9 protein-coding genes are annotated in these 14419 nt (G+C 53.3%); 4 read left to right on the top strand and 5 right to left on the bottom strand.

Features of this window, described 5'->3' with window-relative positions; translation table 11 throughout:
• Positions 1-11: 11 nt before the first annotated feature.
• From mqnE to CCY01nite_RS17965, 3 genes are all read right to left on the bottom strand, one after another.
• Positions 12-1193, bottom strand: coding sequence for an aminofutalosine synthase MqnE (gene mqnE, locus CCY01nite_RS17955; RefSeq protein WP_146864707.1), 1182 nt, complete (start codon positions 1191-1193; stop codon positions 12-14).
• The gene (locus CCY01nite_RS17960) at positions 1190-3316 is read right to left on the bottom strand and encodes a M43 family zinc metalloprotease (protein ID WP_146864709.1); all 2127 of its coding nucleotides are present in this window, start codon (positions 3314-3316) and stop codon (positions 1190-1192) included. The genes mqnE and CCY01nite_RS17960 overlap by 4 nt, the downstream gene beginning before the upstream one ends.
• A 102-nt stretch (positions 3317-3418) precedes the next feature.
• Positions 3419-5053, bottom strand: a complete 1635-nt coding sequence (locus CCY01nite_RS17965; RefSeq protein WP_222614434.1) for a NupC/NupG family nucleoside CNT transporter — start codon at positions 5051-5053, stop codon at positions 3419-3421.
• Positions 5054-5233: 180 nt separating this feature from the next.
• Between CCY01nite_RS17965 and CCY01nite_RS17975 the strand changes: the two genes are divergently transcribed.
• Positions 5234-7936, top strand: a complete 2703-nt coding sequence (locus CCY01nite_RS17975) for a T9SS type B sorting domain-containing protein (RefSeq protein WP_146864711.1) — start codon at positions 5234-5236, stop codon at positions 7934-7936.
• 55 nt (positions 7937-7991) lie between these two features.
• Here CCY01nite_RS17975 and trxA read toward each other — a convergent pair whose 3' ends face one another.
• Both trxA and dnaE read right to left on the bottom strand, forming a co-directional pair.
• Complete coding sequence (gene trxA / locus CCY01nite_RS17980) at positions 7992-8309, bottom strand: thioredoxin (RefSeq protein WP_146864713.1); 318 nt, start codon at positions 8307-8309, stop codon at positions 7992-7994.
• A 133-nt stretch (positions 8310-8442) separates the two neighbouring features.
• Positions 8443-12081: a DNA polymerase III subunit alpha gene (gene dnaE / locus CCY01nite_RS17985; RefSeq protein WP_146864714.1), complete on the bottom strand. Its 3639-nt coding sequence runs from the start codon at positions 12079-12081 to the stop codon at positions 8443-8445.
• An 82-nt stretch (positions 12082-12163) separates the two neighbouring features.
• Here dnaE and CCY01nite_RS17990 point away from each other — a divergent pair, with 82 nt between their 5' ends.
• The 3 genes from CCY01nite_RS17990 (at position 12164) to CCY01nite_RS18000 (ending at position 14418) form a co-directional block, all read left to right on the top strand.
• Positions 12164-12832: a C40 family peptidase gene (locus tag CCY01nite_RS17990; RefSeq protein ID WP_146864716.1), complete on the top strand. Its 669-nt coding sequence runs from the start codon at positions 12164-12166 to the stop codon at positions 12830-12832.
• 191 nt (positions 12833-13023) lie between these two features.
• Positions 13024-13650, top strand: coding sequence for a TylF/MycF/NovP-related O-methyltransferase (locus CCY01nite_RS17995; protein ID WP_186831129.1), 627 nt, complete (start codon positions 13024-13026; stop codon positions 13648-13650).
• A 9-nt stretch (positions 13651-13659) separates the two neighbouring features.
• Complete coding sequence (locus CCY01nite_RS18000; protein WP_146864721.1) at positions 13660-14418, top strand: methyltransferase domain-containing protein; 759 nt, start codon at positions 13660-13662, stop codon at positions 14416-14418.
• Position 14419 lies beyond the last annotated feature (1 nt).

Raw genomic sequence — 14419 nt, forward strand, 5'->3', positions numbered from 1 at the left:
CTTCAAATATTTCAGTTCATCAGCTCTTCGTCCGTGAACACTACGTTGGAATAGTCTTTTACTTCGTTGTACACCGTATCCCGCTCTACGGGAATGCGCCCTGCCTGCCGGATGAGCATGGCCAGCTGCGCGGTGTTCATGGACGGGCTCTGTTCTTCGGAGCCGGCCATGGAATAGATCTTCGTGGTATCGTCGATGGTACCGTCGAGGTCATTCACACCGAAGGAAAGCGTGAGCTGCGCGCTGTTGCGGCCCAGCATCGGCCAGTAAGCCTTGATGTGCGGGAAGTTGTCCATATACAAACGGGCAACGGCGTACATCTTCAGGTCTTCCACGATGGTGGATTCCGGAACATGCGCCATATCGTTGTCTTTATTACGGAATTTGAGCGGGATGAAGGTGTTGAAGCCGTTCGTTTCGTCCTGCAGGTCGCGGAGGCGGGTCATGTGATCGATGCGGTGCCAGTATTCCTCGATGTGCCCGTATAGCATGGTGGCGTTGGTGACCATGCCCATTTCATGCGCGGTACGGTGGATCTTCAGCCAGCCTTCGGCGTCTACCTTATCATGACATATCTGCTGGCGGATATCGGGATGAAAGATCTCCGCGCCGCCGCCGGGGAGGGATTGCAGGCCGGCCTCTTTCATGATGCGCATGCCTTCTTCCACGGTCACTTTCGCTTTGCGGAACATGTAATCCAGCTCTACGGGCGTGAAGCCTTTGATATGCAGTTCCGGCCGGTGCGCCTTGATCTTTCGCATCAGCCCGGTAAAGAAGTCGAGGTTCATTTTGGGATGCACGCCGCCGACGATGTGCACTTCCGTAACGGGCTGATCATCATATTTCTTCACAATGTCCAGCATCTCGTCGATGCTCAGTTCCCAGCCTTCTTCGCGGTTCTTGTACAAACGGGAGTACGAGCAGAATTTGCAGGTAAAAACGCAAACGTTGGTCGGCTCGATATGAAAATTGCGGTTAAAGTAGGTCTTGTTGCCGTGTTTCCGTTCACGTACATGGTTGGCCAGGGCGCCGAGGTAACCGATATCTCCCTTTTCAAACAGCGTTACGCCGTCTTCCTGCGTGAGCCGTTCCTGTTTCAACACTTTGTTGGCTATCCTGCGGAGATCTGCGTCCAGGGTGGATGCTGCGAGTATTGTCTCAAGTCCGGGCTGCGTAGCGATGGTCGTCGTCATTTTGCTTTCACTATTTTATATGTCCTCACCTGTTGCCTGTAAAACAACTTTACAAAGTAAACACCATTTGCCTCATTTACCAAATCAATTGTCACCCTGTTGCCTGCGCGGATGGCGGGTTGCCGGATGTAAACGAGCCTTCCCAGCGCATCGTAGACGGCGATGCCCTGCAGATCTTCCGGCCAGGGGCTGAATTCTATGAAGAACTGGCTGGTGAAGGAATTGGGCCAGATGAGGATGCCTTTTTCGCGGAGGGTGCGGTTGACATCTTTTTTGACGATGTTGATATTGTCGATATAAACATTGTTTTCGTAGTTGGACGTGTTGCGGAAGACCACCCTGAATTGCTGATGGTAGATGAAGGGCGTCAGGTCGATGGAATCGGTGCGCCATTCGGCAGCCATTGGCTGGTATTCATCGATCACGCGGGTGGGTTTGGTGATGAGCGTCTTGCCCCATTTTTTGTAGCCGGTGGGTATGAACGTTTGCCCGCAATCCGTGGTGAGCAGCACTTCCAGCGTGTCCCAGGGATTGCCCTGGAAGTCCGGGTCCATCGAAACAGCTGCCGCCACGTCAAAGAAAAGGAATACGGAATCCGCGGAGGTAGCGTCCACAACGGGACCGGCCAGATCATCCACCTGGTCGTTCACGGCGTAGCCGAGGTTGCGCACCACGGCGGAATAGTTGCTGCCCTTGCTGCCAACGCCGGCGCGTTCCCAGGTGAAGCTGCGGTCCGGATTGGTAATGCTGAAACCCGCCGGCGGGAATGTGCCGTCTTCAAAGGTTTCCCGGAAAGGCATGCTCACCGGCGCGCGATAGCTGAAGTTCACGGTGGACGTGTCATTCTCCGGTTTTTCGTCCGTATTGCCATTTGGCCGTTCTGTGTAGACTTTCAGAGTGAAGCTGCCTTCGTTGGCATTAAAGCCGGGCAGTATCACCGCGGTTTCGGCCTGTGAGGCCAGGGAGCCCGTCCAGTTCTGGTTCACCGGCGTGCCGCCGTTGATGGAATACCGGATCGTCACATTGGTGAGCACTGCTGTTCCGCGGTTCCTGAGCGTCACTACCGGGGACTGGCCAGTGACGCAGAGGTAGCCTTGCGGTTGTTGTATTTCCGTGATGCCGGCGTCGCTGGTTTTCAGGTCTACGGGGGTGCAGCCGTCAGAGGTCATCAGCGAGGCGCGCTGTGCGTCCAGCGCATTGCGCATGCGGTCCGTCTGCCCGGTGGTAAAGAGGTACATGCAGGCGTCGTTCACGTAATCCATGTAGTTCATGAACATGACGCCGGGCGCGGCAGCCTGGCAATTGTCCAGCAAAGGATAGGAGGGGCAGCCGTAATTCTGGCCGGCCTGTGTGGGTGTGTCGTCCACCCCGTCATCCTGTGTGCATCCGCCGTTGTCGTCCGCCCAGATATGCCGCAGGCCGAAGAAGTGGCCGATCTCGTGGGTGAGCGTACGGCCGAGATTGAAGGGGGACGAAGCGGTGCCGGTATTGCCGAAAGCGCGGTAATGCACCACCACGCCGTCTTCTTCCGCCGGATAGATGTTTCCCGGCGGCGTGGCTACGCCGAGGTAGTTATCGTCCAGGTTGCAGATCCAGATGTTAAGGTAACGGGTGTTATCCCAGCCGGGAGCGCCGCCGGTGGCGGTATATTTCACGTCCTGCGCGGCGCCGTTGATGGAAAAGGAGCTGCGGGCGGTCACCGTGCGGGTGATGCCGGAAGTGGGATCTCCGTCCGGCGTGCGCGCGGCGAGGCAGAATTGCACCTCCGCATTGCCCACCAGTCCCTGCCATACGGCGGGCACTTTGCTGATGTCGGTGTTCTGCGCGATGTAGTCCAGGTTCAGGCTTTCCAGCTGGTTCAATACCTGTATGTTGGTCACCTGTTCGGGATTTGGCAGTACGATGTGCACGACTACGGGGATCGTTACACGGGGATTGATGCGGAAAAAGCGGTTGTCCGGCCGCTGCTGGCGAAGCTGTGTTTCCAGGTTCTGTAATCTGGCGGCGAGTTTTGGCTGTTGGAGTATCCGTTGGGATAATGCTTCTTCAGTGCCGCATTTACGTTGTGCGGCGGCCGTTATGCAGATGCAGGTCAGGAAGATGATCAGGGTAAGATTACGCAAGTTGTGCTTTTATAGGTGATGGTAAATAGGCATCCGTTGTGTAAATGTAATAATGGCGGTCGAGATCTTTGTCATTTTTCGATCAATCCCCGTTTTTCCCGGTCAGCTTAGCGCTCCGGCTATACAACCGCACATGAGGCAGGCGATAGTACCGCCTATCAGGGCTTTTACGCCCAGTTCCGTGAGGTTTTTCCGCTGGTTGGGCGCCAGCTGGCTGATCCCGCCGATCTGTATGCCGATGGAGGCGAAGTTGGCGAAGCCGCAAAGCGCATAAGTGGCGATGAGCAGGGATTTAGGGTCCTGTATGACGTTGGTTTCCTTCATATGGCCGAGGCTTTTATAAGCCAGGAATTCGTTGAGCACGGTCTTTTCTCCCAACAGCTGACCTACGGCCACCATGTCCTGCTGCGCCACGCCGATCAGCCAGGCCACCGGCGAAAACACGTATCCCAGCAGCATTTCGAGTGACAGGGAGGTGTAGCGGCCACCGCTCATGGCGGCGATCCGCGGGTTCAGGTCGGTTTGCCCGCCTACCCATCCGAGCATGGCGTTGACCACGTACATCATGGCGGTGAACACGATGAGCATGGCGCCCACGTTCACGGCGAGCTTCAGGCCGTCCGTGGTGCCGAGGGAGAGGGCGTCCAGGAAGTTGTCGCCCAGCTTTTCCTTTGGAACGCGGAGGTCTTTGGAGATCAGGTGTTCCTGCGTTTCGGGGAACAATATCTTGGAGCATACGATGGCGGCGGGCGCGCTCATGATGCTCTGGCTCAGCATGTGCAGCGCGAAATAATGCTGCTGGTCGATGTCCGCTCCGCCCAGCATGCCCACATAGGCCGCCAGTACGCTGCCGGCGGTGTTGGCCATGCCGCCTACCATGATACACAGTATTTCGGAACGGGTCATTTTTTCCAGATAAGGGCGTATCATCAGCGGGGCTTCGGTTTGCCCCAGGAAGATGTTGGCGGCGGTAGAGAGGCTCTCGGCGCCGGAGATCTTCAGCTTGTTGAGCAGGTACGCGAACACATATACGATTTTTTGGAGTACGCCGAGATAATACAGGATGGAAGACAGGGCAGCAAAGAAAATGATATTCGGCAGTACCTGCACGGCAAAAATATATCCCCAGGAACCCGTAAAATCCGCCAGCCCCTCAAACATGAATTCCGTACCCTTGTGGCTGATATTGATCAGGTCCACGAACGCACCCGAAATGGAGGACAATACACTTCTGAAAACCTCCGGGTTGCAGAGCTTCAGGTAAACGGAAACGGTCAGTATAACACAGGCCGCCAGTATCGTCCATTTCAACAACTCCAGGCTGCGCCGCTGCAATATTTTTATCATCGCCACCACCGGTATCAATCCCGCAAAAAAAGCAATAGCGGGGTAGGCGTACAGGTGGCTGCGTATAATACCGAAGTAAAAGCCCACGAGCGCCGCGAGCGCCAGCGCCCAGCTGCCTGCGTCCTGCGGAAGGCCAAAGCCTTCCCGCTGCTTGCGGCGGAACCTGTTGATGATGAAAAGAAGGATCAGCGCGCCGAAGCAAAGCCAGAACACCGGCTGCCCGGCGATCTGCGTGTGCAGCACGCCCATGGCGAACATCACCTGCGCGAATACGCCGATGCCGACAAGTTTCCAGTTCACAGCCTTGCGGTTATTGCTGAGCAGGTAACAAACAGCGATCAGAAAGATCATGCCCAGGAGCCCTCGGGCAATATTTTCCCAATTTGCCATGCAGTGGTTTTGAGATGACTGAGGTTGATTATGTGGCAAAATAAGGGATTCTTGCCATATGACAATATAAAGAAGGTAAACCGGGGATAATGGGCACCCATAAAACGATAATGTTATATGAAGTCCGGCTTTAATTGAGCATATTTGCAGGATCGATTTGATCTATCTCTCTACCTGCTTATGCAAGTTTTAAGACTCCTGGCGATAATTATTGTTTTCCCGTTGTTTACTAATGCCCAGACAGCAGGCTTTAGCGCTCCCGACACTGTTTGCGTAGGATCGCCGGTGCAGTTGCAGAATACATCCACCGGTATAACCAGCTACTTCTGGAATTTCTGTTCCGGCAGCATCTACAGCAACCCGGAGCTGAGCAGCCTCGGCAATCTTGGAGGCTTGCTCAAAGACCCCGTCTTCACAGCTATTGCGAAGGACGGCGATAATTACTATGTCTTTGTGATCAATAATACGGATGACAGGCTTGTCCGGCTGGATTTTGGCACCAGCCTGCTTAATAACCCGGTTGGAACACAACTGGGCAATATCAGCATTCCTTCCAATGCGGAAGGTGTACAGGTTGTTCAGGATGCAGCAGGATGGCATATTATTGTCGTGGGAGGAACAGCGCTTGGCGGCTCCCGCGTAGTGACCATCGATTTTGGGGCCTCACTTGCGAATAACGCTCCGGTGGGAACGGACTGGGGAAATATCGGAAACATGGCCTATCCGATTGATCTTTACGTATTCGAGGATGGAGGTAAATATTATGGCTTCACCTGTAACTCTGAAAATAATACTATTACGAGGCTCGATTTCGGCGATGACTTTACGCAACCGCCGACTGGTATCAATCTCGGAAATCTGGGAGGAGTGCTGAATGCGCCTACCGGTATTTTTGCCATACAGGAAAACGGAAACTGGCATCTTATTGTGACGAATGAACGGGATAGCAAATTGATACGCCTCGATTTCGGACCTTCTCTTCTGAACACGGCCCCCGCGGTTGTTGATTTGGGCAACCCCGGCACAGGATTGAATCATCCCCGCGATATCTCTCTTATCAGGGAATGCGGACAAATAATGGCCATAGCCGTAAATGGAAGAGAACCGGGGACAGCCTCAGGAGGCGCTATCGGGCGTTTTGTTTTTCATGGTGGTATTACCGGTAACGTCACAGGTGAGTATCTTGGTAATCCTGGTAACCTCTTTGATCTTCCACACGCTATTTCCAGTATATTCAGAGTAGACAATGAGCTGTATGCATTTGTTCCCAATGCGCGCAACGGTACGCTAACGAGAATGTCCTTCGAGAGCTGCACGGACGCCAGCATTCCGTCTTCCACTTCAGCATCGCCTCCCGTTTATCAATATAACCGGCCAGGTAGGTATACGATCAATCTTATTACGGATGAAGGAACTGCCACGCAGCAAACCGCCTGCCGGAATATTGTGGTGGTAGAACCGCCAGCAGTAGACCTCGGACCGGAGGTCCGGCTTTGCGACGGCAGCGCAGCAACGCTGGATGCGGGCGACGGATTCAGTACTTACAGCTGGAGCGACGGCAGCACCGGCAGGTTTCTGACTGCCAGCACTGGTGGAACCTACGCCGTTACTGTCACTAACGGAGGATGCTCAGCTACAGACGAAGTGGAGCTGTTCATTTCACCTCCGATGCAGTTCAGCGCGGACATAATGCAGGAGATCGATTGCCGCCATACAGAGGGAGCGGTGCAGATCAATATTTCGGGAGGAACGGCTCCTTTTTCATATTCGCTTGACGGTGCTCCCGGCACTGACCAACCTGTTTTTAGCGCAGTGGAAAGGGGAATTCATTCCATCTCCGTAACGGATGACCAGGGATGTATTATCACAGACGATTTCGGGATGACAGAAGATGCTGCAAGGCTGCTGACTGCTGGTGCGGTCATTCAACCACCGTTGTGTGACGATTCCAGGGATGGCGCCGTCAGCGTGCAAGTCACGTTGGGCACACCGCCTTTTGAATATGCACTGGCGGATGGTGCATTTCAGTCGCAGCCAGACTTTACCGGCTTGCCCGGTGGAGCTTATAAAGTGTATGTTCGCAATAGCTATTGTATTGACAGCCTGGAATTAGAACTGACTACACCGGCGCCTCTTCTCGCCGGCATTGCCAAAACTGACGAAATCTGCGGCCGGGGTGATGGCGAGGTCAACCTTTCCCCTTCCGGCGGCACTGCGCCTTATAACATCACATGGGAAAACAACGCCGCGGCCGGCAGCGTCTTCCCGGACCTGTCCGCCGGTACTTATCATGTTGCGGTAGAAGATGCGAACGGATGCAGAACAGAAGAGGACGTAGCAATCATCAACCAGATTTATCCCAACATCAGGATACGCAACGAGGATATAACGATCAATATCGGCGAACAGGTAATACTGCAGGCGGAAAACGCGCCGGACTACCAATGGGAATCGGATCCGGTGGACGGCAACCTCAGCTGCCCCGTTTGCGCTACAACCATCGCCCGTCCGCTCCGGGACACGCGGTACATCGTGCGCACACTCACAGGACAGAACTGTGTTCCGGCCGATACGGTAAATGTACACGTCACTTATCTGCGGTCGTTTTTCATGCCGAATGCCTTTTCCCCGAACAACGATGGTCAGAACGATTACTTCAAGCCGGTCAGCAAAGGTGTGATGGTATTCAGCATGCAGCTTTACAACCGTTGGGGAGAGCTGTTGTTCCAGCAAAACGATCCCTACCAGGGATGGGACGGCAAGGTAAACGGGCAGCCGCAGCCCGTGGGAACGTATGTGTACGTTGTGACGTACGGTCTTTATTCAGATGTAGGGGAAATTGTACTGCAAACCCGCAAAGGGACATTCACCCTCGTCCGCTAAACCCACAAAAAAAGGGCGCCAATAAGCGCCCTTCCCGATTTTATGGTTACCTCTTTTAGAGGTTAGCCTGAATTTTCTTTTCCAGAACAGATTTAGGCACCGCACCCACCTGTTTGTCCACTACCTGGCCATTTTTGATGAACAGGATGGCAGGGATACTGGTGATACCGTAGTTCATGGAGATCTGCGGGTTGTTGTCCACATTCACCTTACCGACGTTTACTTTGCCATCGTAGTCTTTGGACAGTTCTTCGATCACGGGACCGATCGCGCGGCAGGGACCGCACCATTCCGCCCAAAAATCAACCACGCTCAGTTTGTCCGAGTTCAACACGGTGGTCTGAAAGTTCGCATCTGTGAATTCTAAAGCCATTGTTATGAATTTAAAAGTTGAAAATCTTGTAAATGATTGGTCTTGAATGTTTTCCGGATTTTATGTCTTTCAAACAGACATGCAATATATGCAAAAACCAAACCGGTGTAAAACTACTGCTTTTTTGACACGCCTACTTATTGAAAATGTCAATATAAGTATCGATGTCCGGATGGGTGTCCAAAAAATGCGCCAACTCGTCATTCATTTCGATGTGCCGGTTAAAGGTATGCAGCTTCACAGTGAGGTCTTCCTGCTGGTCGATCAGCTGCAGGTAGACTTCGCATTTCCCGGGATATTTTGCCGCGTTGTCTACGAGAAAGTCGATCACCTCGGTGGTGATATGCTGCGGCTGCGTCAGCAGCCCGATCTTTTTGGTATGCGTGCGTTTCACTTCCTGTAGCAGCTGCATGCCCTGTACTTTGAACTCGTATTCGTTCTCGTTGAAGCGCCGGGGCTTGAATGCGCCGTTCACGTACAGGCAAAGGCCGGATTTGAAGTGGGTGGTGAAGCGGAGGAAGTCTTCGCTCCAGAGCGCGAATTCGAACTTGCCGGTGTAGTCTTCCAGCGTCATGATACCGAACTGCTTGTTGTTGCGGGAGATCCTTTCCACGGCGCTGGTCACGTAAACGGCCATGCGGAATGCGCGTTCCCTGCCTTTGTTATTGTCGGAGGCGCCGCTGATCTGGTTCTGGTATTCCAGTACTTCGGCAATGGTGCTCATGTTGTAATACCGCAGCTCGAACTTGTAATCGTCCAGCGGATGACCGGAGATATAGATGCCGGTTACTTCGCGTTCGTTGTTGAGCTTGATGGTCAACGGCCAGGGATCGCAGGGGGGGATCTTCGGGGTGGGTATCTCCGGCATCAGCTCGTCCCCGAAAAGGCCGCCGGAAGTCTGGCTGCCGGCCTGCGCCTGCTGCCCGAATTTGATGATCTTTTCCAGGCCGGTGGTGCTTTCGCCCTCCGGTTTGTGGAAGTATTGCGCGCGGTGAAGGTCCGGGAAGCAATCCAGCGCGCCTGACATGGCCAGCGCTTCCAGGGATTTCTTGTTCACGGCCCGTTGGTTCACCCGTTTGATCATATCGAATACCGAAGCGTAGGCCCCGTTCTTTTCCCGTTCTTCGATGATGCTTTCAATGGCGGCTTCGCCCACGCCTTTAAGACCCGCGAGGCCGAAGCGCACCTGGCCTTTTTTGTTCACCGCAAAACCTTTGAACGATTCATTCACGTCGGGCGGCAATACGTCCAGCCCCATGCGCTTACATTCTTCCATGAAGAAAGTGATCTTTTCCAGGTTGCTGGCGTTGTTGAGCACGGAAGCCATGTATTCGGCAGGGTAGTGGGCTTTGAGGTAGGCCGTCTGGTACGCCACGAAAGCGTAGCAGGTGGCGTGCGATTTGTTGAACGCGTAGGATGCGAATGCCTCCCAGTCCGTCCACACCTTGTCGCACATTTTAAGATCGTGGCCATTTTCTTTACAGCCGGCGATGAACTGGGCCTTCATTTTGTCCAGCACCGCTTTCTGTTTCTTACCCATGGCCTTTCTGAGAATGTCCGCATCTCCTTTGGAGAAGTTGGCCATTCTCTGGCTGAGGAGCATTACCTGTTCCTGGTATACGTTGATGCCGTAGGTTTCCGCGAGGTATTCCTCCATCACCGGCACGTCGTAGGTCACCGGTTCCAGGCCGTGCTTGCGGCGGATAAAGGTGGGAATATACTCCAGCGGGCCGGGGCGGTAGAGGGCGTTCATGGCGATGAGGTCATCGAATTTGTCCGGTTTCAGTTCGCGGAGGTATTTCTGCATACCGGGACTTTCGAACTGGAATGTAGCGTTGGTTTCGGCTTTCTGGTACAGTTCATAAGTTTTGGCATCATCGAGTGGAATGTTGTCGATGTCGATGTCCACATTATGGTTCTTCCTGATCAGTTCGAGGGCGCCTTTGATGATGGTGAGGGTTTTCAGCCCGAGGAAGTCCATCTTGATAACGCCGGCGCTTTCGATGATGTTTCCTTCGAACTGGGTCACCAGCAGGTCGGAGTCTTTGGCGGTGGCTACGGGTATCAGTTCGGAGAGGTCTTTCGGGGCGATGATGATGCCTGCCGCGTGGATGCCCGTATTCCGTACGGAGCCTTCCAGTACGCAGGCTTCACGAAGCACTTCGCCCTGCAGGTCGCTTCCCTTGATCAGTTCCCGCAGTTTTTTCACGTTCTCGATATCTTCACCCATCAACCCTTCTTTTTCGGAAAGGCTCTTGTCGCCGTCCAGCGGCGCGTTGAAGATGCGGGAAAGCTGAATGCCCGGTTTGTCCGGCACCAACTTGGCGAGCATGTTGGATTCCATCAGCGGAAGGTCCATCACCCGCGCCACGTCCTTTATACTCATTTTAGCGGCCATGGTACCGTAGGTGATGATCTGCGCTACCTGCTGCTTGCCGTATTTCTGCACCACATAGTCGATCACTTTCTGACGGCCTTCATCATCGAAGTCCGTATCAATATCGGGCATGCTCTTACGTTCCGGGTTGAGGAACCTTTCGAACAGGAGGTTATATTTGATCGGGTCGATGTTAGTGATGCCGATGCAGTAAGCCACGGCGGAGCCCGCGGCGGAACCGCGTCCCGGGCCGATGAACACGCCGAGGTCGCGGCCGGCTTTGATGAAGTCGGACACGATCAGGAAGTATCCCGCGAAACCCATGTTCTCGATCACGTTCAATTCGAAGTTGATGCGCTCCTCGATCTCCGCCGTCATTTCCGAATACCGCTGGTGCGCGCCTTCCATCGTGATGTGGCGGAGGTACTGGTCCTGCGTCAGGAAGTTAGGGGGGATGGGGAAGTTGGGCAGGAGGATGTCCCGCTTCAGGTCCAGCAGCTGTACCTTGTCCACGATCTCGTTGGTATTGTCCAGCGCCTGCGGGAGGTCGTGGAACAGTTTGCTCATCTCGTCCGTGGTCTTGAAGTAGAACTGGTCGTTATAAAACGCGAAACGTTTGTTTTTCACCATTACATCATCATCCGCGAACTCTTTCATGGTGGGCGTGCTCTTCTTTTCGCCGGTGTTGATGCAGAGCAGGATGTCATGCGCGTTCGCATCTTCCTGGTCCACGTAATGGGAGTCGTTGGATGCGATGATCTTCACATTGTATTTCTCCGCGAGCCTTACCAGCACTTCATTCACCTTGATCTGTTCGGGGATGCCATGGCGTTGCATTTCCACGTAGAAATCCTCCCCGAATATGTCCAGCCACCATTTGAATTCCTTTTCACCGGCTTCTTCGCCGTGCTTGAGGATGGTCTTGGGCACGGAGGCGCCGAGGCAGCAGGTAGTGGCGATCAGCCCTTTGTGATATTGCAGGATCAGCTCTTTGTCGATACGCGGATATTTGCCGTACAGGCCCTCCATGTAGCCGAGGGAGCAGAGTTTGATGAGATTGCGGTATCCTTCGTCGTCCTTCGCCAGCAGCACCTGGTGGTAGCGGATGTCTTTTTCTTCCCGGGTGAACTGGCGTTTGTGCCGGTTTTCCACCAAATAAAACTCACAGCCTACAATAGGCTTCACTTTCAGGCGTTTATCTTTAGGATCATCGGGATTCAGCTTATGATTATAGGCTTCTGCTACAAACTGGAATGCACCGAACATATTACCATGGTCCGTGATCGCCAGCGCGGGCATGTTATCGGCCATTGATTTCTTGTAGAGCTGCTTGATGTCGGCAGCCCCGTCCAGCAGCGAAAACTGCGTGTGTACGTGCAGGTGAGAAAACTTCATCGTCGATCTTAAAATTAGGAGCGGGTCAAAGAGCAAAAAAACGACATTTTTTTTATATTGCAACCATTTTAAACGGGTGTACATGATGAGAAGAACGGGAAAAACCTATTTTATTCTGACAGTTTGCGCTGTATCCTTTGCCAGTTGCGCTATCACCAGAAAGCAACAGCAAACCGCCTCAAAGCCGGCGCAAAAGAGGGAAGAAAAGGTGGAGTTCATCGAGGACATCGCGATCTCCCCCGGCGCCAAATCTTCCGTTCACCATTACAAGGGGCGGAATACCCAGCCAAAGAACACACCTGCCTCCAACAGCCTCGAAGCGGCCCAGAGCTGGCAATTCAAATATGCGCAGCTGCTGGATGTACCCGTGGAGGAAGTGGGGAACGAAAAGCTTTTTTCCTTTATCGAAGACTGGTGGGGCGCCCCATACCGTCTCGGCGGCAATTCCAAAACGGGGATCGACTGCTCCAATTTCGTTAATACCCTGCTCGGCGCCGTATTTCACATGTCTATCGCCGGCAACTCCATACAACTTTACAACCAGGTGAAACGTCTCCGCAACAAGGCCGAGCTTCAGCTTGGCGACCTGGTGTTCTTTGCCATCAACAGAAGCAAACGCATCTCCCACGTAGGCATCTACCTGGAAAATGACCGTTTTGTACATGCCTCCTCCAGTTCAGGCGTTGTGATCAGCGACCTGAAAGAGCCTTACTGGAAACGGTATTACGCCGGGGCGGGGAGGCTGAACTGACCTGCCGGTAGCGAAGAATCCCGTGATTTTTAAGGTTAAACATTTATATTTACGGTCGCTTTAAATTAAGCCTGTAATTCATGAGCTATCTGAAGAGAATTTACCGCCGGATATTTCCCCGGCCGGTAGCACTTCCGCCTGATTTTGACACATTTCACTGTCATGTCGCGGGAAAAGTAAAACCTTATACGATGACCAGTCCTCAGCGGGTATTCGCCCTCGTTGAAGCGGTTAAATATATTCATAAGAACGGCATTGCCGGCGACATTGTTGAGTGCGGCGTCTGGAAAGGCGGCAGTATGCTTGCCGTGGCCGAAACACTCGTGTCGCTCGGAGATACGCAGCGCACGCTTTACATGTACGATACGTACGGCGGCATGCCGGCGCCGGAAGAAGTAGACAGCGATTTCCGGGGAGAAAAGGCGGCTGATCTTTTGCAAAGCAATGCCGACAAAAAAGAGAGCGATCTCGTATGGGCATATGCCACGCTGGATACTGTAAAGGCCACCATGGCGCTCAGCGCTTATCCCGCCGGTAACATACGTTACGTGGCAGGCAAGGTGGAAGACACCATACCGGCGATCATGCCGGACAAGATAGCGATCCTCCGGCTGGATACGGACTGGTACAGCTCTACAAAACACGAGCTGGTCCATCTGTTCCCGAAACTGAGCAACGGCGGCATACTGATCATCGACGATTATGGTCATTGGGAAGGCGCCCGGAAGGCGGTGGACGAATATTTTGAAGAAACAGGCACACGCATCTACCTGAGCCGAATCGATGAGACCGGCCGCGTGGCTGTTAAACAACAATAAAATCAATTTATGAAAATCAATCCCTTCCGGTTTCTGAAAAAGGTCAAGGTGGCGATCTGGGGTGAAGAACTTGCCGCATTCAAGCCGTACAGGGCCTTTTTTGAAGGAAAACACGGATTGGAGATCGGCGGGCCGAGTAAAATATTTTCCGCAAAAGCGCTGCTGCCTGTTTATAATCTCACAGACACAATAGACGGTGTTAATTTCTCCGCCAATACAGTATGGGAGGGAACTATAGCGGAAGGAAAAAACTACGGATATGCGAAAGGGAAAGCCGGATACCAGTTCATCTGCGAGGGCAACGACCTCCGGAAGGTGGAGAACGGCGCATATGATTTCCTGCTCAGCAGCCATAATCTTGAACATTTTGCAAACCCGCTCAAAGCCATTGAAGAATGGAAACGGGTGCTGAAGCCCGGAGGCGTAATGCTGCTCGTGCTGCCGGACAGACGTTATACTTTTGACCATCGCCGCTCTGTCACCACATTTCAGCATCTGATGGACGATTTCAAGGCAGATATGCAGGAGGATGATCTGTCTCACCTGGATGAGATACTGCGGCTGCACGATTTTTCAATGGACCCGCTATGCGGCGGGCCGGAACAGTTCCGCGAGCGGGCGCTCAGGAATTTTGAAAACAGGTGCCTGCATCAGCATGTATTTGATGAGCAACTGCTAAAAGAGATATTTGCAGCTTCCGGCATTCATACCCTGTTCAGCGCATTTGCGTTGCCATATCATATCATCATCATGGGACAAAAAAAATAAA

This window comes from Chitinophaga cymbidii, from assembly GCF_007992715.1.
Lineage (GTDB): Bacteria > Bacteroidota > Bacteroidia > Chitinophagales > Chitinophagaceae > Chitinophaga > Chitinophaga cymbidii.